This window comes from Bradyrhizobium cajani (assembly GCF_009759665.1).
Taxonomy (GTDB): domain Bacteria; phylum Pseudomonadota; class Alphaproteobacteria; order Rhizobiales; family Xanthobacteraceae; genus Bradyrhizobium; species Bradyrhizobium cajani.
The window spans coordinates 84,819-108,622 of the sequence record NZ_WQNE01000028.1; the positions used below are offsets into that span (position 1 = coordinate 84,819).

The 23,804-nt window shown below is 64.6% G+C and carries 23 protein-coding genes; 15 read left to right on the plus strand and 8 right to left on the minus strand.

Annotated elements, in window-relative coordinates; genetic code table 11:
• Positions 1–89: 89 nt before the first annotated feature.
• On the plus strand, positions 90–1,766 hold the full coding sequence (locus GPL20_RS28075; protein WP_246251045.1) for a tetratricopeptide repeat protein: 1,677 nt from the start codon (positions 90–92) through the stop codon (positions 1,764–1,766).
• Between the two features lie 122 nt (positions 1,767–1,888).
• Here the strand turns inward: GPL20_RS28075 and GPL20_RS28080 are convergent, their stop codons facing one another.
• Both GPL20_RS28080 and GPL20_RS28085 read right to left on the minus strand, forming a co-directional pair.
• The gene (locus tag GPL20_RS28080; protein WP_157333747.1) at positions 1,889–2,641 is read right to left on the minus strand and encodes a hotdog family protein; all 753 of its coding nucleotides are present in this window, start codon (positions 2,639–2,641) and stop codon (positions 1,889–1,891) included.
• Between the two features lie 27 nt (positions 2,642–2,668).
• On the minus strand, positions 2,669–3,646 hold the full coding sequence (locus tag GPL20_RS28085) for an NADPH:quinone oxidoreductase family protein (protein ID WP_157333749.1): 978 nt from the start codon (positions 3,644–3,646) through the stop codon (positions 2,669–2,671).
• A gap of 405 nt (positions 3,647–4,051) precedes the next feature.
• Between GPL20_RS28085 and GPL20_RS28090 the strand changes: the two genes are divergently transcribed.
• Positions 4,052–5,614: a bifunctional AfsR/SARP family transcriptional regulator/alpha/beta hydrolase gene (locus GPL20_RS28090; RefSeq protein WP_157333752.1), complete on the plus strand. Its 1,563-nt coding sequence runs from the start codon at positions 4,052–4,054 to the stop codon at positions 5,612–5,614.
• 90 nt (positions 5,615–5,704) lie between these two features.
• Here the strand turns inward: GPL20_RS28090 and GPL20_RS28095 are convergent, their stop codons facing one another.
• Complete coding sequence (locus GPL20_RS28095) at positions 5,705–6,358, minus strand: TetR/AcrR family transcriptional regulator (RefSeq protein ID WP_157333754.1); 654 nt, start codon at positions 6,356–6,358, stop codon at positions 5,705–5,707.
• A 246-nt stretch (positions 6,359–6,604) separates the two neighbouring features.
• On the opposite strand from GPL20_RS28095, the gene GPL20_RS28100 reads away from it, so the two are divergent.
• From GPL20_RS28100 to GPL20_RS28110, 3 genes are read left to right on the plus strand one after another with little or no spacing between them, the layout of a single operon-like run.
• Positions 6,605–7,147, plus strand: coding sequence for an OsmC family protein (locus GPL20_RS28100; RefSeq protein WP_157333756.1), 543 nt, complete (start codon positions 6,605–6,607; stop codon positions 7,145–7,147).
• Between the two features lie 35 nt (positions 7,148–7,182).
• Positions 7,183–8,295, plus strand: a complete 1,113-nt coding sequence (locus tag GPL20_RS28105) for an acyl-CoA dehydrogenase family protein (RefSeq protein ID WP_157333758.1) — start codon at positions 7,183–7,185, stop codon at positions 8,293–8,295.
• Between the two features lie 47 nt (positions 8,296–8,342).
• The gene (locus GPL20_RS28110; RefSeq protein WP_157333760.1) at positions 8,343–9,221 is read left to right on the plus strand and encodes a sulfurtransferase; all 879 of its coding nucleotides are present in this window, start codon (positions 8,343–8,345) and stop codon (positions 9,219–9,221) included.
• 98 nt (positions 9,222–9,319) lie between these two features.
• Here the strand turns inward: GPL20_RS28110 and GPL20_RS28115 are convergent, their stop codons facing one another.
• Positions 9,320–11,284 carry a sigma 54-interacting transcriptional regulator gene (locus GPL20_RS28115; RefSeq protein WP_157333762.1) on the minus strand — a complete coding sequence of 655 codons (1,965 nt, stop codon included), beginning with the start codon at positions 11,282–11,284 and terminating at the stop codon, positions 9,320–9,322.
• Positions 11,285–11,444: 160 nt separating this feature from the next.
• On the opposite strand from GPL20_RS28115, the gene GPL20_RS28120 reads away from it, so the two are divergent.
• The 4 genes from GPL20_RS28120 to cynS all read left to right on the plus strand — a co-directional run bounded on the left by GPL20_RS28120 (position 11,445) and on the right by cynS (position 15,279).
• The gene (locus GPL20_RS28120; protein ID WP_157333764.1) at positions 11,445–12,827 is read left to right on the plus strand and encodes a CmpA/NrtA family ABC transporter substrate-binding protein; all 1,383 of its coding nucleotides are present in this window, start codon (positions 11,445–11,447) and stop codon (positions 12,825–12,827) included.
• A 184-nt stretch (positions 12,828–13,011) separates the two neighbouring features.
• Complete coding sequence (ntrB, locus tag GPL20_RS28125; RefSeq protein ID WP_157333766.1) at positions 13,012–13,851, plus strand: nitrate ABC transporter permease; 840 nt, start codon at positions 13,012–13,014, stop codon at positions 13,849–13,851.
• Positions 13,852–13,856: 5 nt separating this feature from the next.
• Positions 13,857–14,777, plus strand: a complete 921-nt coding sequence (locus GPL20_RS28130; RefSeq protein ID WP_254125950.1) for an ABC transporter ATP-binding protein — start codon at positions 13,857–13,859, stop codon at positions 14,775–14,777.
• A 13-nt stretch (positions 14,778–14,790) separates the two neighbouring features.
• Positions 14,791–15,279 carry a cyanase gene (cynS, locus tag GPL20_RS28135; RefSeq protein ID WP_157333768.1) on the plus strand — a complete coding sequence of 163 codons (489 nt, stop codon included), beginning with the start codon at positions 14,791–14,793 and terminating at the stop codon, positions 15,277–15,279.
• Here cynS and GPL20_RS28140 read toward each other — a convergent pair.
• On the minus strand, positions 15,266–16,093 hold the full coding sequence (locus GPL20_RS28140) for an isocitrate lyase/PEP mutase family protein (protein ID WP_157333770.1): 828 nt from the start codon (positions 16,091–16,093) through the stop codon (positions 15,266–15,268). The two genes, cynS and GPL20_RS28140, sit on opposite strands and share 14 nt — an antisense overlap.
• Before the next feature lie 106 nt (positions 16,094–16,199).
• Here GPL20_RS28140 and GPL20_RS28145 point away from each other — a divergent pair, with 106 nt between their 5' ends.
• The gene (locus GPL20_RS28145) at positions 16,200–17,174 is read left to right on the plus strand and encodes a LysR family transcriptional regulator (protein ID WP_157333772.1); all 975 of its coding nucleotides are present in this window, start codon (positions 16,200–16,202) and stop codon (positions 17,172–17,174) included.
• A gap of 5 nt (positions 17,175–17,179) precedes the next feature.
• Here GPL20_RS28145 and GPL20_RS28150 read toward each other — a convergent pair whose 3' ends face one another.
• Complete coding sequence (locus GPL20_RS28150) at positions 17,180–17,503, minus strand: DUF1476 domain-containing protein (RefSeq protein ID WP_157333774.1); 324 nt, start codon at positions 17,501–17,503, stop codon at positions 17,180–17,182.
• Between the two features lie 324 nt (positions 17,504–17,827).
• Between GPL20_RS28150 and purC the strand changes: the two genes are divergently transcribed.
• Positions 17,828–18,595: a phosphoribosylaminoimidazolesuccinocarboxamide synthase gene (gene purC, locus GPL20_RS28155; RefSeq protein ID WP_008974302.1), complete on the plus strand. Its 768-nt coding sequence runs from the start codon at positions 17,828–17,830 to the stop codon at positions 18,593–18,595.
• A gap of 12 nt (positions 18,596–18,607) precedes the next feature.
• Complete coding sequence (purS, locus tag GPL20_RS28160) at positions 18,608–18,847, plus strand: phosphoribosylformylglycinamidine synthase subunit PurS (protein WP_254125948.1); 240 nt, start codon at positions 18,608–18,610, stop codon at positions 18,845–18,847.
• Positions 18,848–19,012: 165 nt separating this feature from the next.
• On the opposite strand, the gene GPL20_RS28165 is transcribed toward purS, so the two are convergent.
• Positions 19,013–20,029, minus strand: a complete 1,017-nt coding sequence (locus tag GPL20_RS28165; RefSeq protein ID WP_157333776.1) for a magnesium and cobalt transport protein CorA — start codon at positions 20,027–20,029, stop codon at positions 19,013–19,015.
• A gap of 167 nt (positions 20,030–20,196) precedes the next feature.
• Between GPL20_RS28165 and purQ the strand changes: the two genes are divergently transcribed.
• The 3 genes from purQ to GPL20_RS28180 all read left to right on the plus strand — a co-directional run bounded on the left by purQ (position 20,197) and on the right by GPL20_RS28180 (position 22,788).
• The gene (gene purQ / locus GPL20_RS28170) at positions 20,197–20,898 is read left to right on the plus strand and encodes a phosphoribosylformylglycinamidine synthase subunit PurQ (RefSeq protein WP_157333778.1); all 702 of its coding nucleotides are present in this window, start codon (positions 20,197–20,199) and stop codon (positions 20,896–20,898) included.
• Entirely contained in the window at positions 20,895–21,869 is a 975-nt protein-coding gene (locus tag GPL20_RS28175) for a tripartite tricarboxylate transporter substrate binding protein BugD (protein ID WP_254125946.1), read from the plus strand. The genes purQ and GPL20_RS28175 overlap by 4 nt, the downstream gene beginning before the upstream one ends.
• A 181-nt stretch (positions 21,870–22,050) precedes the next feature.
• The gene (locus tag GPL20_RS28180; RefSeq protein ID WP_157333779.1) at positions 22,051–22,788 is read left to right on the plus strand and encodes a tetratricopeptide repeat protein; all 738 of its coding nucleotides are present in this window, start codon (positions 22,051–22,053) and stop codon (positions 22,786–22,788) included.
• Between the two features lies 1 nt (position 22,789).
• Here the strand turns inward: GPL20_RS28180 and GPL20_RS28185 are convergent, their stop codons facing one another.
• On the minus strand, positions 22,790–23,749 hold the full coding sequence (locus GPL20_RS28185) for a DMT family transporter (protein WP_254125944.1): 960 nt from the start codon (positions 23,747–23,749) through the stop codon (positions 22,790–22,792).
• Positions 23,750–23,804 lie beyond the last annotated feature (55 nt).

The window sequence follows — 23,804 nt, forward strand, 5'->3', positions numbered from 1 at the left end:
GCCGGCCATATGCGATTGCTGCAACCAAGGGCTGTGCAGGTCCCTCTTTGGTTGCTATGACAATCCCCGGGAACTGAGCTGGAGACTGCATGTTTGGAATGATCGGCCGTGCCCTTGTTGGCGCGGCAGCAGGTGTAAGCGCGTTGGTGCTGACAACCTTGATCGAAGGATCGATCGCACGCGCGGAAATGCCTTTGGCCGCAAAGTGCAACACGGCCAACAACGTCACACTCGATGATCGCATCGCCGGCTGCACCGCTATCATTCAGGCGGCGAAGGCCATGCAGCAGAGCGTGATCATGGCGCACTTTCGCCGCGCCATGTTTTACCGCCAAAAAGGTGAGGCCGACCTTGCAATCGCGGACTACAACCAGATTATCGAACGCGATCCGGGCAATCTGAACGCCCGTCTCCAGAGAGCTTTTGCGCAAGCCGAGAGGCGACAAACCGACGCTGCGCTTGCTGACTACGACAAGGTTATCGAGCTTGATCCGAAGGCTGTATATGCCCGTCTGGGGCGTGCCCGAATCTACCAGGCCAAAGGAGATATGGACCGCGCCATCGCTGATTATGATCAAGCCCTCCTGATCCATCCGGACAATGTCATAGTGCATGTCGACCGAAGCCTCGCTTTCATCCGCAAGGGGGACCCAGGTCGTGCCATGGTTGACTGTGACCGAGCGGTCGAAATCAGCCCGCAAACCGGCGGAGGCCAATTGTGCCGCAGCCGCGTTTACGTCGTCCAGGGCAACAGAGAGCGTGCATTGGCCGAGCTCGATCAAACCATGCAGATCAGGCCGAGGAACGAGTATTTCTACTACTTCCGAGCCGAATCCTTTTCGCTGCTGGGCGAACTCGACCGCGCTATCGCCGACTATGACCGGATCATCGAGCTGAACCCACAAAGCCGATCTGTCTATGGCTGCCGGGGCGTCGCCTATGCTCGAAAAGGGGACTATGATCGCGCCATTGCCGATTACAACCAGGTGATCCAGCTGGCACATCAGGGTCAAGGAAGCGATCGGCAGACTCAGCTTCAAGGTCAGGACGCCGACCCGATTTCTGCGTCCGTCGCGGGTGAAGCAATTGTACTCGCTTCCGCGGATGGCCCTGTGCTCCGCGCTCGGGGACTTGCCTACTACGCGAAAGGGGAGCTTGACCGCGCTTTCGCAGACTATGACGAGGCGATCCGTCTTAATCCCAAGGACAAGGATGCCCTCGGGCTCCGCGCGAACGCGTACAAGGCCAAAGAGGACTTCGGCCGCTCGCTTGCGGACTACGATCAACTCGTGCAGCTCGATCCCAAGGACGCGCGCGCCTACTTTCATCGTGCGAGGGTCTATTGGCAAATTGCCTCATTCACCAAATCGTTGGCCGACCTCGATCAGGCGATTCTGCGCAATCCAAAGGATGCCTATCCGGTCTTATGGCGCGAAATTGTTGCAAAACGTAGTGACCAACCGAGCCAGCTGAGCGAGGCTGCAAAGCAGTTGGACGCGGCGAAATGGCCTGCGCCGATCGTCGACCTCTTCCTTGGCACGATGACGCCGGAGCAAGTGCTCAGCGCTGCCGAGGACGCCGACCCGGTGAAGAAAAAGGGGCAGGTCTGCGAGGCGAATTTCTACATCGCGGAACGCGCCCTGCAACGCGGCTCCAAGGAAGAGGCGTTGAAGCTGTTCGAGCAGGCTGCAGCCGATTGCCCGAAGACGTTTATCGAGAAGCAAGCCGCAGACGTTGAACTTAGCTCGCTGCGAGCGAGCCGCTGACTGCGATCAGGTATGATCTCGTAGGGTGGGCAAAGGCGCGTGGCGCCGTGCCCACCACTTTTTCCTCCGAGTGCGATGGTGGGCACGCTTCGCTTTGCCCACCCTACGAGATCGCGCTTGTATCAACCCCGTCCGAGCAGCACGTCGGGGTCGACCACGATCCATGTCGTCCTCGCCACCGCCAGCAAGCTACCGGCTTCATCGTGGAGCGCAGCCTCGGCCGTGCGCTTGCGGCCGTCGCGGCCGATTGGCCAGGTCGTGACGACACAGCGTTCGCCGGGGCGAGGCCGTGCCTCGATCCGTGCGGACATCCGTCCGAGCAGAATCGGTGCCCAGTCGGAACTGCCGTTCTGCTGGTCGTAATTGCAGGCATAGCCGGTCGGACAATCGAGCGCCGACCAGAGAAATTCGGGGGCGACCAGGCCATCCTCAGCGGCGAGATTCGGATCCGGCGTCCAGCTCGCTGCGAGAACGGGGCTTTGCGAACGACGTTCGAGCGGTCCGGCGAAGATGCGCAGGCCGTCGCCTTTCGCCCGCGCGGGACCGCATACGAAGCAGGCCGGCAGGGGATGCTCGTGCGGCTTGACCGGCGTCAGCAATTCGGCGGCGCAGGCCGCTTCGAAGCTGGCTGTCTCCAGACGTGCAAGCTCGACATGGGCCGCTCGCGCGGTCGCGAGGAGCGTGGCGCCGTCGCGAAGCTCCCATGTGCCGTCGTCGGTCGCGATCGCGTCGAGCGGCTTGTCCAGCGGAGGCGGCGCGCGCAGCGTCACCTCGGCGCCGCCGGGAATGTGCCGGGCCAGGCGGCCGCAGACATAGCCGCCGTTGCCGGAGTTCGGAGGACCGCAATAGCGCTTGTCGATGATGATCTCTGTCATCGGTTCTCTCCTCGCCGTTGGTGCACCTTACCTGATCTTGAGGACAATTCTGCCCTGAACCGTGCGATTGGCGATGGCGCGCATGGCGTCGCCGATCTCCTCCAAAGGGAGGATGCGATCGATGTGCGGGCAGATTTTATCGTCGGCCAGCAGTTGCACCAGCGTGTCGTTCATGCGCGCGGCCTCCACGGAGAATTTTTCCGCCCAGGCACCGGCAAAGACGCCGACGATGGAATAATTCTTCAGCAGCGGGAGGTTCATTGGAACCTGTGGAATATCGCCGCCGGTGAAACCAATCGGCATCAGCCGTCCGCCCCACGCCATCAACCGAGCCATCTGCTCGAAAATCATGCCGCCGACATTGTCGAAGCCGACATCGATGCCGTCCCCGCCGGTGATCGACTTGATCCGGTCGCGCAGATCTTCGCTGCGATAGTTGATGACGTCGCTCGCCCCGTAGCGGCGCACCAGGGCGGCCTTGTCGTCGGCGCCGATCCCGGCGATGACGCGCAGGCCGAGATGGCGGCCGAGGTCGACGGCGGCAAGTCCAACGCCGCCGGCCGCGCCGGTGATGAACACGGTCTCGCCGCGCTTCGCCTGGGCCCGCTCGACCAGTGCATAATAGGCCGTGCCATAATTGTGCAGCACCGTTGCCGCTGTTTCGAATGTGAGGCTATCGGGCAGGAGCACGCTCTTCGATTCCTTCGCCGTCATCCGTTCGGCGTAGCTGCCGGTCCAGCTGCTGCATGCCACGCGATCGCCGGCTGCGAATCTCGTCACCTTGTCGCCGACTGCGACGACGACACCGGATGCTTCCGTGCCGGGCACGAACGGCGTCCGAGGCCGCATCTGGTAGAGACCCGAGACCAGCAACTGATCCATGAAGCTCACGGACGCCGCGTGGACGTCGATGAGAATCTCGTCGGCGGCCGGTTTCGGCTCGTCGATCTCACCGAGGCGCAAATCGCCGGGTCCGGTGAAAGAATTGCAGACCACCGCTCTCATCGTGGCGCTCCCGATTTGCGAAGAGCGAAAATGCGCGGCAGCGGAGATGCGGACATGGATGTTTTCCCTTAATATGCAGGCGCAAATGGCGCCGCATGCAAGAACCAACCCTTCGCTCGCGAGCGGGCTCGATCCGGCTCATACCTATCGTCGCACCGTCCCCTGTGCGTCCCTCGGCAGTAGGGCATCGCAAATGAAGAAGAGCTTGGCGGGCAAGCACGCCCGCGGCCATCCTTCGAGACGCCCGCCTATGGCGGGCCCTCAGGATGAGGTCAGGTTTCCCGGTGAGATATCAAACCCTCATGGTGAGGAGCCCGCCAAAGCGGGCGTCTCGAACCATGCAGGCCGAGCACCTTCGACGGGCTCACCATCATCATGGCTCCTCCCCAGAAAAGGAGGAGTTCGATGACGGCCCTCTCGCTTCACGCGCTCGGATTTCCGGAAATCCACGTTGACGGCCGCGCGATCAAGCTGAACCTGCGCAAGGGTCTCGCGCTGTTGATATATCTCGCGGAGGCCAAAGGGGCTGTCGCGCGGGACGTCCTCGCGACGCTGCTTTGGTCCGAAACTCCGCGCGAGACCGGCCTTGCGCGATTGCGTCGTCTGCTTCATCGCATCGAGCTCGCGTTTGGCGAGCCGGTGTTCGAGGCCGACCGCAGCAGCGTGCGGTGGTCTGCGGAAATCGAGCTGAAGCTCGATACGCATCTGTTCGAGAATGCGTGTGACCGCGGCGCCTTCGAGCAAGCCTGTTCGATTTATCGGGGCGATTTTCTCGCGGGCCTGGCTCTGGACGATTGTCCCGAATTCGACGATTGGGCATTCTTTCGCCGCGAGGCGTTGCGAGGACGGCTGATGCATGCGCTGGAGCGTCTGGTGCAGGACAAGAATGCCGCCGGCGAGCATTCTGCCGCGAGTGCGCATGCGGGACGCCTGGTCGAGCTCGATCCCCTGAGCGAGGTTTACGGCCGGCATCTGATCCGCAGCCTGCTGCTGGCGGGCGACCGAAGCGCGGCGGAACGGCACCACGCGGCGCTGACGCAGCGGCTGCGCGACGAGCTTGGCGTGGCGCCGGAAGCCGAGACCGAGGCGCTCATGAACCCCGCGGCGGCGCCGCTCGCGGTTCCGACGACACGCTACGTGAAGGGTGCCGGCGTGCATCTGGCGTATCAGACCTACGGAAGCGGCCCGCTCGATATCCTGCTCATGCCCGGCTTCGTGTCGCATGTGGAGCGCGTCTGGGAACATCCCGCGAGCCGGGCGTTTCTGGCGTCATTGATGAAGCTTGGGCGTCTCATCGTCTTCGATCGTCGCGGTATCGGGCTGTCCGACCGGGTCGGATCGGCTCCCGGCATCGACGTCACCGCGGAGGATATCGGCACGGTGCTGCGGGCGGCTGATGCGCGTCGCGTCGTGCTGTTCGGCGCATCCGAGTGCGGGCCGGCCTGCATCAAATTTGCGGTCGATGAGCCGCGCCGCGTGGCCGGCCTCATCCTGTTCGGCGCGCTGGCCAGGGGCTGCTGGTCACAGGACTATCCGCACGCGCTGCGCGCCAGCCAGTACGATGCCTGGCGCCAGCAGCTCGTCGCGCAATGGGGCGGCCCGGCCGGCATCGAAGCCTTCGCGCCGAGTCTTGCCGGAGATCCCCAGGCGCGCGCGTGGTGGGCTGGCTTGTTGCGCGCTGCATCTAGTCCGGGCGGCATCTCGGCCGTGCTCGAGGCGTTTCGCGACGCCGACGTGCGGCACCTCCTGCCGCAAATTGCCGTGCCGACGCTGGTACTGCACCGGCGGGACGACCAGGCGGTGCGGATCGCGGCCGGTCGCGATGTGGCGAACCGGATCTCCGGCGCAGAGTTCATCGAGCTCGATGGCGGGGATCACTGGTTCTTTGCCGGCGATCAGCAGCCCGTGCTGGACGCGATCAGGCGATTCATCGATGCGCTGCCGAATGACGCGAGGGCGAGGCGGTAGGGCCCGGTCCCGTAGCCTGGATGAGCGAAGCGATATCCGGGGAAGGTCCCGCATGTCGCTTCGCTCATGCGGACTACGCCGCCGTAGCGACTAGACCGCCTCCAACTGATCCGCCGCGCGCTTCTTCTTCGCTTTCGCCTGGCCGAGCAGGGGACCGGCCGTGAGCGCTGCTGTATCTGCCACGCCCGGATCGCGCGAGATCATCGCAGCGACGATCGCACCATCGATGATGAGGCCGAGCTGGTGCGCGAGCACGGTGGGCTCGGTCGAGCCGAGCTCGCCGGCGAGCTTCTCGATGTGGCCGAGCACGATCTTCTTGTGCTTCAACGCGATGTTGCGGAACTGCTTGGCGTCCTTGTCATGCTCGCCGACCGCATTGATGAAGGGACAGCCGTAGAAGCGCTCTTCCGCGAACCAGCTCTTCAGCGCCGGGAAGATGCGCGCCAGTTTCGTCTGCGCGTCGCCGCCGCCTTCCTCCATGGCGCCGATGAACCATTCGCGCCACTGCCTGCCTTCGCTCTCCAGCACCGCGTTGACGAGATTGGTCTTGGAGCCGAACAATTTGTAAAGCGTGGTCTTCGCGGTGCCGGCTTCCTCGATGATCGCATCGATGCCAGTGGCGTTGATGCCGTTCTTGCAGAACAGATGCGTCGCGGCGCTGAGGAGGCGCCCGCGTGCGGACTCGTCTTCGCCTGCGCCCGAATGCGGCGCGCTTGCAGTCTTCTTCGATGAAGCTTTTGCCATGAGCTGCAACTTAATCGCAGCCGCGCCGCATCAGCAAGCCGCATCTGTTCTGCGCTGAAAAGATTCGCAAGGCAAAGCGCATCTGCATCGCCTTTGAGCAAAGGGTGGCTGATCAATCTGCAGGCAGGGATCGTTAAGCCGCTCCAATGCTTCGCATTTTGTTTTCGGCCGCCTCTGGCACGCTCCATGCAAGGAAACAGACCGTTCGGTATCCTGCCGATTTCCACTTCTGCCAGGGAGAAGATGATGACTGCCGTCGTTCAAAAGACAGTGCTGACGGGGTGCCTTGCGCCCATCGACAAGAATGGGCTCGAGCAGCTGATCGCGAGCGGCAAGGCCAATCCGAAGGTCGTCAAGACCTTGAAATGCAAGACGGTTGCGGAGGGCAAGTTCCGTCACGCCAACTACATCCGCAATCTGCCGCCCTATATCGTCGACGAACCGCCGGGGCTTCTGGGCGACGACACCGCGCCCAATCCCTCGGAAGCCTCGCTCGCCGCGCTCGGCTCCTGCCTCGCGGTCGGTCTGCACGCCAACGCCGTGCATCGCGGCTGGATCGTCAACAAGCTCGAGCTCGAGCTCGAAGGCGACCTCAACATCACCGCAGTCTGGGGCACCGGCGACACCTCCGACAAGCCGGTCGGTTTCACCGATGTCCGCGTCAAGGTCGACATGGAATGCGAGGGCATCTCGCCCGACGAGATCAACGCGCTGGTCGCCCATGTGAAGAAATGGTCGCCGGTCGCCAACACCTTCACCCGCCCGGTCAATCTCGAGGTCGGCATCTAGCTGATAGCAACCAGGACAAGGTGCGGGAGACGATCATGGGTTCACTGGCTTTATCGCGGGCCGAAGTTTTGGATCAGCCCGCACCGTCCATCGCCGGCGAGGTGGCGCGGATTGCACGCGAGCAGCTCGCGCCGCTCGCGTCCGGCATCGATGCCGGCACAGTCTATCCGGCCGAGGTGCTGCGCAGGTTCGGCGAGGTCGGCGCCTGGGGCAGTCACGTGCCCCACGAAGGTCCCGCGGACCTGCGCTGCGCCATCGAGGCGATGGCGGCGATCGGCGAAGTTTGTGGGGCTACGGCCTTCATGGCCTGGTGCCAGAACACGCTGGTCTGGTACGCCGCCAACTCGACCAATCTGAAGCTGGCCAAGCGCTTCGGCGATGCCTTCTCGACCGGCCGTGTGCTCGGCGGCACCGGGCTTTCCAACCCGATGAAGAGCTTTTTCGGCATCGAGAAACTGAAGCTGAAGGGGCGCAAGGTCGAGGGCGGCTACATCGTCCGCGGTGCGCTGCCCTGGGTCTCCAATCTCGGCCCCGACCATTATTTCGGCACCATCTTCGAGCGCGAGGACGAGCCCGGCACTGTCATGTTCCTCGCCGACTGCTCCGACCCCGCGATCACGCTGACGCCGTGCAAGCCGTTCCTCGCGATGGACGGCACCGGCACCTATGGCGTGCAGTTCCGCGACGCCTTCGTGCCGGATGAGCTGATCCTCGCCGATCCCGCCGGGCCCTTCGTCAAGAAGATCCGCGCCGGCTTCATCCTGCTCCAGGCCGGCATGGCGCTCGGCGTGATCCGGGACTGCATCGCCATCATGAACGAGGTCGACGGCTCGCTCGGCCACATCAACCGCTATCTGCCGCAGCAGCCGGTGCACTTCCGCGATCTCGCCGCCGAGCTCGAGGCCGAGACCAAGACGCTGGCGCGCGATCCCTACAACGAGGAGGAGACCTACTGGCGCAAGGTGATTGCGCTGCGCCTTCGCGCCGGCGAGGCCAGCGTTGCGGCGGCGCATGCGGCGATGCTGCATTGTGGCGCGCGCGGCTACCTCAAGAGCCACCGCGCGCAGCGGCGCCTGCGCGAGGCCTATTTCGTCGCGATCATCACGCCTGCCACCAAGCAGCTGCGCAAGATGCTCGCCGATTCCTGATTTTGCGAGTCCACCCGAAGACCACCCACCTCAACGGAGAGGCTGCCATGACTGACGTTCTGATCACTGCCGTCGAACTCGCCGATCTCTTGAAGCTCGAACCTTGTGTCGTCATCGACACCCGCAATCCCGATGCCTACGCCGCCGGGCACCTGCCCAATGCCGTCAACGTGCATGAGATCTTCACGTTTCTCGCGACCTCGACGCCGGAAGGCATCAGCGAGCTGAAGACCAAGTTCGCCGACGCCTTCGGCGCCGCCGGTCTTTCCGGCAAGGAGACGGCGGTGATCTACGAGCAGTCGATGAATTCCGGCTTCGGGCAGTCCTGCCGCGGCTACTATCTGCTCACCATGCTCGGCTATCCCAAGGTCAAGGTGCTGCATGGCGGCTTCGATGCCTGGTCGGCTGCGGGCTTCCCGGTGACGAAGGACGGGCCGGCGCCGGCAAAGGCCTCGTTCGCGATCGTGCCGGAGGCGGGCGAGATCCTGATCGACGCCAAGACCATGCTCGCCGCCGTCGGCAAGCCCGGCATTGCCATCCTCGACGTGCGCGACGTCGACGAATGGATCGGCGACAGCTCGTCTCCGTACGGCAAGGATTTCTGCCCGCGCAAGGGCCGCATCCCCGGCGCTGTCTGGCTGGAATGGTACCGCATGATGAAGCCGACGGCCGAAGGCCCGCGCTTCAAGTCCAAGGACGAGATCCTGGCGGAATGCGCCACCGTCGGCATCTCGCAGACGACGCCCGTCTATCTCTACTGCTTCAAGGGCGCGCGCGCCTCGAACACCTTCCTGGCGCTGAAGAATGCCGGCGTGAAGGACGTGCGGATGTATTTCGGTTCCTGGAACGAATGGTCGCGCGATCCCTCGCTGCCGATCGAGCAGGGGCTTCCGATTGCCTCTGACGTTACGACCAAGGCGGCGTGAGCGCGCGCCTCGTCCTTCGAGACGACCGCTCGCGGTCTCCTCAGGATGAGGCTAAGCGGCATCGGTGCCTGTTGAATCCGGTGCCGCGTACTCCGTCCTCATCCTGAGGAGCCCGCCCAAGGCGGGCGTCTCGAAGGATGGGCCGCCCGCGGACGAGGCGCGATCCCGAGCGTCTTGATCCGCGAGGCCAGCGTGGTCGGCTTGATATCCAGCATCTCCGCCGCGCCGCCGGGGCCGAACACTTTCCCCGCGCAGGCCTCTAACGCGGCGAGGATGTTGGCGCGCTCGTGGTCGCGCATTTCGGACGACGTCATGACCGGCGGCCGTGCATCGGCCTTCTGGCGTGAAGCGCCGATCGTGGGCTGCGCGCCGGCGGAATCCGGCAGATCGATCCGCAAGCGGCCGTTCTGCGACAGGATCGCGGCGCGCTCGATCACGTTCTGCAATTCGCGGACATTGCCGGGCCAGTCATAGCGGGTGAGCCGCCGCGCGTCGCCTTCCGACAGGCGCAGATTCGATTTCAGCGCCTTGCTCTCGCGCGTCAGGAAATGCTGGGCGAGCAGGGGAATGTCCTCGCGCCGTTCGCGCAACGGCACCGTCTCGATCGGGAACACGTTGAGGCGGAAATAGAGGTCCTCGCGAAAACGGCCGCGCTGCACCTCCTGCTTGAGATCGCGGTTGGTTGCGGCGATGACGCGGACGTCGACGGCGCGCGTGCGCTCCTGGCCGACGCGCTCGAAATTGCCCTCCTGCAACACGCGCAGCAGCTTGCCCTGGAGCTCGAGCGGGATCTCGCCGACCTCGTCGAGGAACAGCGTGCCGCCGTCGGCGAGCTCGAAGCGGCCGATGCGGTCGCGCGTTGCGCCAGTGAAGGCGCCGCGAACATGGCCGAAGAACTCGCTCTCGAACAATTCGCGCGGGATCGCCGCGCAGTTGACGCGGATCAGCGGCCGGTCGCTGCGGGTGGAATCCTCGTGGATGGCGCGCGCGATCAGCTCCTTACCGGTGCCGGATTCCCCGGTGATCATCACCGCCGCGGTGGTCGGCGCCACCAGCTTGACCTGACGCAGCGTCTTCTGGATCGCCTCGCTTCCGCCGATGATGCCGCGCGGATTGGTCTCGATGCGGATTTCCTCCTGGAGATAGGCGTTCTCCAGCTCGAGCCGCTCGCGCAGGCGGTCGACCTCGGCGAGCGCGGCATGCAGCTTCTCGTCGGCCTCGCGCCGCTGACTGACGTCGCGAAACACCACGACGGCGCCGACCACGACGCCGCGGTCGCGGATCGGCGTCGAGGTGTATTCGACCCAGGCCGGCGAGCCGTCCTTGCGCCAGAACACCTCGCCGTCGACCTGATGCACGGCGCCGTCGCGGAATGCCGCGTAGATCGGGCAGTCATGGTTGTGATAGTGCCGGCCGTCGTGATGGGTGTGATGGACGATCGGGTGGATCTCCTTGCCCACCAGCTCCTCGGCGGTCCAGCCCAGCATGCGTTCGGCCGCCGGGTTCACGAACGTGGTCTTGCCCTCGGCATTGACGCCATAGATGCCTTCGCCGGCGGCGCGCAGGATCAACTGGTTCTCGCGCTCGATGTCCTGGAACACGCGCTCGACCCGCTGCCAGGTCGAGATGCCGCTGCGCATGTGGTCTTCGGCGGCGGCATCGACATTGCGGCGGCGGCGCGCGTCGAGATCGGTCAGCGTGAGCAGCACCAGGGTGCGGCCATCATGCGGCAGCAGGCAGCCGGCATATTCGAGCCTGAGGTTCTGGCCGGTGGCGTGACGGGGGGTGAGCGCCGTGGTCCAGTAGGCGCCCTTGTGCAGCACGGCCTGGGTGAACACGGTCAGGGCCGGGAGCTGGCCGGCGTGAAGGGTGCTGGCCCGGGTCTGCCGCAGCAGCGCGCGGTCGTAGCCGAGCAGGGCGCAGGCGGCGGGATTGGCGTCGACAATCTGGTCACCATAGGGATCGACCAGCAGCGTCGCCTCGATCGCGGATTCGAAAGCTGCGGCATGCAGGTCGAGGTTTTGAACCGCGTCGTCAGCGCCAAGCGCCGGCATCGTTGCCATTACGAAATCTCGTTATTCGATTACGAAGTTTCGTATAACACGAGTTTTCGTAGCGACCAAGCGCGAGGGAAATCCCCGCGTCATCAAGGCAGTGGCCTGTACGAAGGGGGTGGCATGCTCCTTGCGTAATTCCTCCTTGCAACGACGCGCAGGAGGTTCGATGTCCACGTTCGACAATCCGTTTGATCCCAACCGCAACCTCCGCGACGGCTGCGCATGCGGCCAGCATCGCTCAGTGGCCGAACACGAGCAGGCAACCGCAGCGCTGAGCTGCGAGCCGGTCGAGAGCGAGGAGAAGCGTTACGAGGGCGTCGTCGCTTCCGCCGTTATGCGCGCGATGTTTCCGCAGGATGTGGCGCGGCGCGCCTTCCTGAAATCGGTCGGTGCGTCCACCGCGCTTGCGGCGCTGTCGCAATTCTTTCCGCTTCAGACCGCGACCGAAGTCTTCGCGCAGGCCGGCACGCCCGAGAAGAAGGACCTCAAGGTCGGCTTCATCCCCATCACCTGCGCGACGCCGATCATCATGGCGGCGCCGCTCGGCTTCTATGCCAAGCACGGCCTCAACGTCGAAGTGGTCAAGACCGCCGGCTGGGCGGTGATCCGCGACAAGACCATCAACAAGGAATACGACGCCGCGCACATGCTGGCGCCGATGCCGATCGCGATCTCGCTGGGCCTCGGGGCCAATGCCATTCCTTTCGCCGTTCCCGCGATCGAGAACATCAACGGGCAGGGCATCGTGCTGGCGACCAAGCACAAGGACAAGCGCGACCCGAAGGACTGGAAAGGCATGAAGTTCGCCATCCCCTTCGACTACTCCATGCACAACTACCTCTTGCGCTACTATCTCGCCGAGCACGGTCTCGACCCCGACACCGACGTGCAGCTGCGCTCGGTGCCGCCGCCGGAGATGGTCGCCAACCTGCGCGCCGACAACATCGACGGCTTCCTCGCGCCGGACAACATCTGCCAGCGCGCGATCTATGACGGCGTCGGCTTCATGCATCTGCTGTCGAAGGAGATCTGGGACGGCCATCCCTGCTGCAGCTTTGCCGCCAGCCGCGAATTCATCACCACGGCACCGAACAGTTTTGCGGCGCTGACGCGCGCGATCGTCGATGCGACGGCCTACGCGTCGAAGGCGGAGAACCGCAAGCAGATCGCGGAAGCGATCGCACCTGCCAACTACATCAACGCGCCGGTGACGGTGCTGGAGCAGGTCCTGACCGGCACTTACGCTGACGGCCTCGGTGGCGTGAAGACCGATGCCAAGCGGGTCGATTTCGACCCGTTCCCCTGGCAGTCCTTCGCGGTCTGGATGCTGACGCAGATGAAGCGCTGGGGCCAGATCAAGGGCGATGTGGACTACAAGGCCGTCGCCGAGCAGGTGTATCTGGCGACCGACACCAAGAAGCTGATGACCGAGATGGGGCTGTCGCCGCCGGCGAGCGCCTACAAATCGTTCGCCGTGATGGGCAAGACTTTCGATCCGGCCAAGGCGGAGGACTATGTGGCGAGCTTCAAGATCAGGAAGGCGTCGTGATGGCGCCTCTCTCGCCGTCGTCGTCCCGGCCTAGTGCGCACTGCGCACGGGCGCCGCGACCCATACCGCGTGATCTATCGATCGCGATCGGTAGGACTGCCGAACGACGAGTCTTCGTCAAACTTCTCCCTGGGGTTATGGGTCCCGGCGTTCGCCGGGACGACGTGCGGGGAGGGCTTGCAAAATGAGCACCTCCCTCCGCCTTCGCGCCGGTCTCGTCTCGATCGTGCTGCTCGCGGCTTTCCTCGGCATCTGGCATCTCGCCACGCGCACGACTGGTGCCACCGCAGCGATGAGCCCGGAATACGCCAAGCTGATGGGCCTGACGGCGACGCAAGGAAAGTCCGCGATGCCCGGTCCGCTCGACGTCGGGGCAAAGCTCTGGGAGCACTTGAGGCGGCCGTTCTACGACAACGGGCCGAACGACAAGGGGCTCGGCATCCAGCTCGCCTATTCCATCGCGCGCGTCGGCACCGGCTATCTGCTCGCCGTGCTAGTCGCGATCCCGCTCGGCTTCCTGATCGGGATGTCGCCGCTGCTGAGCAAGGCGCTCGATCCCTTCATCCAGGTGCTGAAGCCGATCTCGCCGCTGGCCTGGATGCCGCTGGCGCTCTACACCATCAAGGATTCCTCGATCTCTGCGATCTTCGTGATCTTCATCTGCTCGATCTGGCCGATGCTGCTCAACACCGTCTTTGGCGTCGCGACCGTGCGCAAGGAGTGGATCAACGTGGCGCGGACGCTCGAGGTCGGCACGCTCAGGCGCGCCTTCACCGTGATCCTCCCGGCGGCGGCGCCGACGATCCTGACCGGCATGCGCATCTCGATCGGCATTGCCTGGCTGGTGATCGTCGCGGCCGAGATGCTCGTCGGCGGCACCGGGATCGGCTATTTCGTCTGGAACGAGTGGAACAACCTCTCGATCACCAATGTGATCATCGCGATCCTTCTGATCGGGATCGTCGGCATGCTGCTCGACCAGATCCTCGCGCGCTTCACGCGCATGGTCACGTTTCCGGAGTAGCACCAGTGACAGACAAATTCGTCTCGATCGAAGGCATCGCGAAGCGCTATCCGGGCGCCGGTGGGGCCATGACCACCATCTTCGAGAACCTGTGGCTGTCGATGGCCCGCGGCGAGTTCTGTTGCGTGATCGGCCATTCCGGCTGCGGCAAGACCACGGTGCTCAACATCCTCGCCGGCCTCGATGCGCCGAGCGAGGGCGCCGTCATCGTCGACGGGCAGGCGATCTCGGGCACCAGCCTCGACCGCGCCGTGATCTTCCAGAGCCACGCGCTGCTGCCCTGGCGCACCGTGCTCGGCAATGTCGGCTATGCCGTGAGCTCGAAATGGCGGAGCTGGGACCGCGCCAGGGTCAAGGCGCATGCGCAGACCTTCATCGATCTCGTCGGCCTGACGGGTTCGGAGCACAAGCGACCGTCCGAACTCTCGGGCGGTATGAAGCAGCGCGTCGGCATCGCGCGGGCGCTCTCGATCACGCCGAAGATGATGCTGATGGACGAGCCGTTCTCCGCGCTGGACGCGCTGACGCGCGGCACGCTCCAGGACGAGGTGCGGCGCATTTGCCTCGAAACCGGGCAGACCGCGTTCATGATCACCCATGACGTCGACGAGGCGATCTACCTCGCCGACAAGATCTTCCTGATGACCAACGGCCCCGGTGCGGTGCTCGCGGAGGTCGTCGAGAACCCCTTGCCCAGGGATCGCGGGCGCACCGATCTGCACCGCCATCCGCTATATTATGCGCTGCGCAACCACATCATCGATTTCCTGGTGACGCGCAGCAAGACCTTCGCCGCCGAGACGCCGGATCATGATCCGCGCAACGTGCCCGTGGTGCAGATCGGCAAGCCCGGGCTGACGATCGCGGCGAGCGACGAGCAACGACAGACACGGATACCCGGGACCAATCCCGGACTAACGGCCTGAAGAGGAGCCTAAAATGAAGCGCGAAGACCTCACCGAAAAGCTGCTCGACATCAAGCGCGAGAAGGGCTGGAGCTGGAAGCACATCTGCGAGAAGATCGGCGGCTATTCCGAGGTGCTGATCGTCGGTGCGATCATGGGCCAGATGAAGCTGACGAAACCGCAGGCCGCCAATGCCGGCGAGCTGTTCGGCCTGTCGAAGGCGGAGACCGCGATGCTCAACGAAGTGCCGATGCGCGGCACCGGCACGCCGATGCCGCCGACCGATCCCCTGATCTACCGCTTCTACGAGATGGTGATGGTGAACGGCCCGGCGTGGAAGGCGCTGATCGAGGAGGAGTTCGGCGACGGCATCATGTCGGCGATCGACTTCGACATGGGAATCGAGCGCGTCGCCAACCCGAAGGGCGACCGCGTCAAGATCACCATGAGCGGCAAATTCCTGCCGTACAAATACTACGGGGCCAGCGGCAACGTGCCGGAATACGGCTTTAGGGAGGGCTGACCGCGGCGAAAGCGGCGCGCAGCTCGCCGACTGGAGCCATCTCGCGAACATAGGTGAAGGATCCCTTGTCCTTCATCTCGCGTGCGCAGCTTAGGAACGCGGCGAGCGCGTAGCGCGACATCGCTCCGCCGACACTGATGCGCTTGACGCCGGCGGCGGACAATTGCTCCGCTGTCAGCGTCGGGTCGGCAAAGCCCATCACGTGGTTGAACGGCTTGCCGAGCGCGGAGACGACTGTCCGGATCGTGGCGAGATCGTACAGGCCCGGCGAATACAGGACGTCGGCGCCTGCGGCCTCGAAGGCTTGCAGGCGGCGAATTGTATCGTCGATATCCTTGCGGCCGTGCAGGAAGTTCTCCGCCCGCGCCGTCAGCGTGAACGGAAATGGCAGCGAGCGCGCCACTTCGACGGCGGCCTGAACGCGCTCGACGGCATGAGAAAAGTCGTAGATGGGGCGATCGCGGTCACCGCTGAAATCCTCGATCGAGCCCCCGACGGCGCCAGCCTCGGCGGCACGCTGAATAGCCTCTGCGGCGCGCTTCGGCTCATCCGCGCCGCAATTCTCGAGGTCGACGCTGACCGGCAGTTCGGTGGCTTCGACGATCGCGCGCGCGTTGGCGAGGATGACATCCAGACTGACGCCGCCGCTGCCGAGCATGTTGGCCACCCCGAGGCTCGTGGTCGCCAGGGCCTCGAAGCCCATCGCCGCGAGCAGCTTGGCCGTACCGGCGTCCCACGGATTGGGAATGATGAAGGCCCCGGGTCGCTCGTGCAGCGCGCGAAACGCCGTCGCCTTGTCCAGTTGGCTCGTCATGGCTCGCCTCCGTGTTGTCCGCCCGGGCAGCCTTAGGCGGATTTTCGCCATCCGCCAAATTTGTTATTCTTTCGGACATCATCAGCTTTTTGCATGAGATGCGGGAATGGACAGCGACGCCCTCAACACCTTCCTTGTCGTTCATCGCAAGGGCGGAATCTCGAATGCCGCAAAATTCCTGCACCGCTCGCAACCGGCGATTTCACGCCGCATTGCATTGCTGGAGCAGGAGCTCGGTGTGCCGCTGTTCGAGCGCGTGGCTGGCCGCACGCGGCTCAGTGAGGCCGGGCGCGTGCTGATCCCTTACGCCGAGAACGCCGTCGCGGCGGCGCAGGACGCGGAGCAGGCGATGCGCGCGCTGATCAAGCAGAATTCCGGGCCGGTCTCGCTCGCCGTGACCGGCACGCTGGCCGATGGCCGCCTCTCCGGGATCATGAAGCGGTTCGCCAAAGACAATCCCGGCGTCACGCTTGCCCTGCGGACCGCGACCAGCGCCGAGGTCAGCGATCTCATCCGGCGCGGCGACGCCACGATCGGCTTGCGCTACAATGCGGACCGCTCCGGCGATCTCGACTGCGAGCTGGTGCTGACCGAGAAATTGCAGGTGGTGTGCGCGCCCGATCATGCTCTCGCGGGCAAGCGCGTGAGGCGGCTTGCCGAGCTTCGCGGCGAACGCTGGATCGCATTCCCCCAAATGCGCGGAGGCCACGAGATCGCCGCAGCCCACGTCTTCGCGCTGTTTCTCACGCAAGGGCTTGGCGAGGTCGAGTGGACGCCGGTCGACAGCCTGACCGCCCAGAAGCGCCTGGTGGAGTCCGGCTTTGGCCTGGCATTGCTGGCGAGAAGCCACGTGGCCGAGGAGCTGCACGCGGCCTCGATTTCGACCATTGCGGTCGGCGACCTCGCGGCGAGCCAGGATATCGTCCTGGTGAGACGTCGTGGCGGCTTTCTGAGCGTCGCCGCCCAACGCCTGCTCGAGACTGTTCGCCGCGACTATGGTGCAGGCGACGTCGCGACCGCGCGGGGTGCCAAAAAGAAAGCGCCGGCGGGCAAGATCATTGCTCGCCGGCGCCCCACCTGAAACGACTATTTCCCCGACTTCACCTCGGCGGCTGCCACCGCGAGCAGCTCGCTCATCTTGGCGCGAATCGCCTGTTCGGTGATGGCGACGTTCTTGGCGGCGAAATCGGCCGTGACCTTGCGCAGCACGTCGGCATCGCCCGCTTCCTCGAAATCGGCAGCGACCACTTCCTTGGCGTAGGCCGTGGCGGCGTCACCGGTGATGCCGAGCTGTTCGGCCGCCCAAAGGCCGAGCAGTCGGTTGCGGCGGGCCTCGGCCTTGAATTTCTGCTCCTCGTCGAGGGCGAACTTCTTCTCGAAACCTTCCTGGCGCTTGTTGAATTCGCTCATGCCTTTGTTCCAATTCCCTGCTGGATGGAGCTGGGAGCCTCACATTGCGGCGACCCGGCTGCATGCCTACATAGGGGGCACGAATCGTCAAAACAACGGGCCGTTAAGCCGCAGGCAAGGCGGTATAAGTCAGCATCGGACGGGCCGGATCGATTGTGCTGGGACAGCCAATCGGATAGGTTGCCTGAAGGCTTGGTTCCTGTTCTGTTTCCAAGGGTTATAGACGGGTTCCGGGCCGTTCACGGCAGCTCCGCTGTGGGTCGTAATCCTAATCAACCGGAGCACACCAAATTCATGGATTTCAACAAAACACGGTACATCCCCATGAGCCGTCGGCGTCGCATTTATGAAGGCAAGGCAAAGGTTCTTTACGAAGGCCCGGAGCCCGGTACCCTGATCCAGCACTTCAAGGATGACGCCACCGCGTTCAATGCGAAAAAGCATCAGGTGATCGAGGGCAAGGGCGTCCTCAACAACCGGATCTCGGAGTACCTGTTTCAGCACCTCAACGACATCGGGGTGCCGACCCATTTCATCCGTCGCCTCAACATGCGCGAGCAGTTGATTCGCGAGGTCGAGATCGTGCCGCTCGAGGTGGTGGTGCGGAATGTCGCCGCCGGCTCGCTGTCGCAGCGGCTCGGCATCGAGGAGGGCACGCAGCTTCCCCGCTCGATCATCGAATTCTACTACAAGAACGACCAGCTCAACGACCCCATGGTGTCGGAAGAGCACATCACCGCCTTCGGCTGGGCGACGCCGCAGGAGATCGACGACATCATGGCGCTCGCCATCCGCGTCAACGACTTCCTCACCGGCCTCTTCCTCGGCATCGGCATCCGCCTCGTCGACTTCAAGATGGAATGCGGGCGCCTGTTCGAGAACGAGATGATGCGCATCATCGTCGCCGACGAGATCTCGCCGGATAGCTGCCGTCTGTGGGACATCAAGTCGAACGAGAAGCTCGACAAGGACCGTTTCCGCCGCGATCTCGGCGGCCTGCTCGAGGCCTATACCGAAGTCGCCAAGCGCCTCGGCATCCTGATGGAGAACGAGCGTCCGGCGGGCTCCGGCCCGGTGCTGGTGAAGAGCTGAGAGGATTTTGACGTGAAGGCACGTGTCACCGTTACCCTGAAGACGGGCATCCTCGATCCGCAGGGCAAGGCCATCGAGGGCGCGCTGAAGTCGCTCGGCGTCGATGGCGTCGCCAGCGTCCGCCAGGGCAAGGTGTTCGACATCGAGCTCGCCGGCGGCGACAAGACCAAGGCGGAAGCGGTGTTGAAGGAAGCCGCCGACAAGCTGCTGGCGAACACCGTGATCGAGAATTATCGGGTGGAGATCGTCTGAACCTGCTGCTCCTCATCCTGAGGAGCGCGCCCTTCGCGCGCGTCTCGAAGGATGAAGGCCGAGGTGTAAGAGCCGGGCCTGCATGGTTCGAGACGGCGCTTGCGCGCCTCCTCACCATGAGGGTCTAGCAAGGTCAGTCACGACGTTGCTGGCCGATACTTTCGCTCACAGCCACCCGGCGCGGCGAAAACGCCAGTACAGCGAGCCGCACGCCGTCAGCATCACACCGAGCAGCAGGTAGTAGCCGTACTCCCACTCCAGCTCCGGCATGTGCTTGAAGTTCATGCCGTAGATGCCGGCGAGCGCGGTCGGGATCGCGATGATCGCGAGCCAGGAGGCGAGCTTCTTCGACACCGCCGTTTCCTGCGCCTGGCCGACCAGCAGGCTGGCCTCGAACGCGAAGGCCAGCACCTCGCGCATGGAGTCGATGCGCTCCTGGATGTTGCGGACGTGGTCGGTGACGTCGCGGAACAGCGGCTGCATGGCCGCGCGCACCATCGACAACTCGTCATGCTCGAGCCGGCGGCACACCTCCACCAGTGGCCCGATCGCGGTCCTGAGCCGCAGCAGGTCGCGGCGCAGCATGTAGAGCCGCTCGATCTGCGCCTTGCTGATCGGCTTGGAGAGCACGTCGTCCTCGATGCCCTCGACCTCCTCGGAAATGCTCTCGAGCACGGGCGAGTAGTTGTCGACGATGAAATCGAGAATGGCGTAGAGGATGTAGTCCTCGCCGCGCGCGAGCGCCCGCGGGCAGCTTTCGCAGCGCTCCCGCACCGGCGTGTAGGACGTCGAAGCGCCGTGGCGCACCGAGACCAGATAGCCGTCGCCGACGAAGATGTGCGTCTCGCCGAAGGCAATCCGGCCCTCGATCAGTTGCGCGGTTCGCGCGACGATGAACAGGGCCTCGCCATATTGCTCGATCTTGGGCCGCTGATGGGCGTGGTTGGCGTCCTCGATCGCGAGCTCATGCAGGTCGAACTGTTTCTGCACCGCGCCGAGCAGCGCCATGTCGGGCTCGTGCAGGCCGATCCAGACCACGTGGCCGGGCTTGGCCCGCCAGCTCGAGGCCTCGCTGATGGCGATATTGGCGACGCGCCGGCCGTCGACATAGGCGCCGGCGGCGACGACGCCCTCGGCGGACACCGGCTCGGAGCGGGATGCGGGCATTGACGGGACATTCATGGCTATAATCCCGGGCAAATCGAGCGGCCAAACTGCGTGCGACTATCGCCTGTGTACAAGGCCCTCTGCCGAGGCTAGCACTGGTAAAATCCCCGTCAAATGGTTATGTCTCTTCACGATTTGGCCCGTTGACCAACCCGATTCCCAGCACCGCCGGAACCTCTGCCATGAAAGCCGCCATCCTCGTCTTTCCCGGAATCAACCGCGAGCGCGACATGGCGCGTGCCTTGAGGCTGATCTCCGGCAGCGAGCCGGCGATGGTGTGGCATGCCGAGACCTCGCTGCCTGCGGGCACCGACCTCGTGGTGGTGCCGGGCGGCTTCTCCTACGGCGACTATTTGCGCTGTGGCGCGATCGCGGCGCGGGCGCCGGTGATGGATGCCGTACGCGATTATGCGGCCAGGGGCGGCCTCGTGCTCGGCGTCTGCAACGGCTTTCAGATCCTCTGCGAGTCGGGTCTCCTGCCGGGCGTGCTGATGCGCAATGCGCGGCTGAAGTTCATCTGTCACGACGTGCATCTGCGCGTCGAGCGGTCCGACACGCCGTTCACCCGCGGCTACAATGCGGGACAGGTGATCCGCGTGCCGGTGGCTCACGGCGAGGGCAATTACGAGGCGGACGAAGAGACGATCAAGCGGCTCGAAGGCGAGGGGCGGGTGCTCTATCGCTATTGCTCGGCCGAAGGCGTGGTCGACGAAGCCCATAACATCAACGGTGCGGCGCATTCCATTGCCGGCATTGTCAACGACAAGGGCAACGTGCTCGGCATGATGCCGCATCCCGAAAACCACGTCGAAGACATCATGGGCTGCACCGACGGCCGTGGCCTGTTCGCCGGCCTCGTCCAGCATCTGGAAAAGGCCGCGTGATTGCGTTCGCGCTGAAGCGGCTGTCAGCCGCTGTCGCGGTCGTTGCTTTCGCGACGGCCGCGTTCGCCCAGGATTTTCCCAAGCGTCCGATCACCATGATCGTGCCGTTCGCGGCCGGCGGCACCTCGGACGTGATTGCGCGCACGGTGGCCGAGCAGATGGGCATCGCGCTCGGCCAGACCATCGTGATCGAGAACGTCGCTGGCGCCGGCGGCTCGACCGCGCTGGCGCGCGCCTCCCGCGCCGAGCCTGACGGCTACACCATCGCGATCGGCAATGCCGGCACCAATGCCGCGACCTACACGATCTATCCAAAGCTGCCGTTCACGCCGAAGTCCTTCGTGCCGATTGCCATGGTGGCGAAGACGTTCGGCATCATCGCCGTGCGCAAGGATTTTCCGGCGAAGGACCTGAAGGAGTTCATCGCCTACGCCAAGGCCAATCCCGGCAAGATCAATCTCGGCCATGCCGGCGTCGGCTCGTCGAACTACCTGATCTGCAAGAGCTTCGTCACCGCCGCCGGCATCGATGCGACGCTGGTCGGCTATCGCGGCGCCGCGCCTGCGCTCACCGATGCGGTCGGCGGCCAGATCGACGGCGTCTGCGACGCGGCCGCGTCCGTGTCGCAGTCGATCAACGAGAAGCTGGTGAAGGGGCTCGTGGTCGGCTCGACTGTGCGGCTGGCCACGCTGCCCGATCTGCCGACATCGGCCGAAGCAGGCCTGCCCGAATTCGAGGCGCAGGGCTGGAACGGCCTGTTCGCGCCCAAGGGCACGCCGCCGGCCGTCGTCGCCAAGCTGAACGCCGCCGCGCGCACGGCGGTGGAGACCGACGCGGTGAAGAAGCGCTTCGCTGATCTGTCGACCGTTGCGCCCGATCCCGACGAGCACACGCCCGAGGTGCTCCAAAAGCTCGTGACACGCGATGTCGAGAAGTACCGGAAGATGCTGGCGGACGACGCCAAGCAATAGCGCACCGGCTGCGGCGCTCTTGAACCTCCACCGCCGTCGAGACGACTGATCCTTCGTCGCCACCAAGGCGCGTGCGACCGAGGGCGTCGATTTCTGCCGCGATGCGCAACTCGAAGTTGTTTCATCGCGTCAGTTGCGATATCAGGAAGCGTGCGCTGTCATTGTGCTTTCCGGATGTCACATGCCCGTCGCTTTGGTCGTTCTGCTGCTCGATATCACGCTGATCTATCATGCCTCGCGAACCGGGCGGTTGCGACCCTGGGCCTTCATCATCCTCATGGTGCCGCTGATGGGCGCGCTGGCCTATATCGCGGTCGAGCTCATTCCCGAATGGTTTTCCAGCCCCGGTGCAAGGCAGGCGCGCCAGCGGGTTGCGAACCGGCTCGATCCTGAGAAGCGCTACCGCGAACTGTGCGACCGGCTGGCTGGCACCGACACCATTGCCAACCGCGCGGCGCTTGCAGAAGAGTGCGCGAATATCGGGCGGTTCGCGGAAGCCGAGCAGCATTACGATCATATCTTGAAGCTGCCGATGGGCCACGATCCCGCTTACGCGTTTCGCAAGGCACAGGCCGAGTTTTCCGCCAACCGTCCGGCCAACGCACTCGCAACGCTGGACGATCTTCAGAAGCAATGGCCGGACTTCGATTCCGCCGACGCGCATCTGCTCTACGCCCGTTCGCTCGCCGAGGTCGGCCGTACCGACGAGGCCCTGGAGGAATATCATGCTCTCGCCGGCTATTTCCCCGGCGCCGAGGCACGGGTGCGCTACGGCATGCTGCCGCAAATGGTCGGCCGCACCGCAGAGGCACGGATGGTCTTCAACGAGCTGCTGATCCAGATGCGCCGCGCGCCGAAATACTTGCGCGATGCGCAGGCCGAGTGGCTGTCGATCGCCGAGAAGCAGATTTCGACGTGAGCTAGCGCAGCTTCAGCCGCTCCGCCGGCACCGTCATGGCGGCAACGCCGGCCATCACCAGCAGCAGGCCGAGGGCGAGGTTCGACGGCACGCTCTCGCCGAGCAGCAGCACGGAGAGGCCGACGCCGATCGGGATGCGCAGATACCCTTGCGCGTTGGTCGTCAGCGTGCCGAGCCGGCCGAGGCAGACGTAGAACAGCATCAGGCCCAGTGCGCTGGAGACGATGCCCATGACGATGGTGGCGGTGATGGCCTGAGGCGTCGGGCGCAGCGACCAGGGCTGGTCGATGATCAGCGAGGGCGGCAGCAGCACCAGGCCGCCGAACAGCAGCGAGCCGGCCGCCACCACCATCGGGTCGTAATCGGACAGACGCAGGCCGAAGATCGTGGCGCAGGCAAAGGAGATGGTGGCAAGCAGGATCGCGATTTCCGCAATGATCTCGCTGCCGAGGCCCCCAAGCGCATCGAGGCCGACGATGACGGCGGTGCCCGCGAGACCGAGGATCGCGCCCGCAAGCTTGAGCAACGTCGCCGGCTCGTGGCGGGTGATCAGCGAGGTGATCAGGAAGGCGAAGATCGGCGTGGTCGAGGCCAGCACCACCGTGTTCGACGCCGGCACATATTGCTGCGACCAGGTGATGATCAGGAACGGGAAGGTCGAGTTGATCAACTGCTGGGTCGCGAACAGCTTCCAGGCCTTCGCGTCCGTCGGGATCCTGACGCCGCGCATCCACAGGATCGCGAACAGGAAGGCGGCCGCGATCAGCGAGCGCGCCGCGATGAAGGTGATGGGCGGGATCGTGTCGAGCGCGAGCTTGGCCAGCGGATAGGTCGAGCTCCAGCAGCAGGCCAGCGCGAGCAGCAGCGCATAGTCGCGCCAGTTGCGGGCGCCGGTGGCGGCCGGTGACGGCGTTGATACGGGCGCCGTCGCGCGATCCGCCTTCGCTGTGCTCTGCGGCACCTTGTTTCTGCTCCCCGGCGCGAAAGCGCTTCGCCAACTCTGGGCGAGGGGGCGT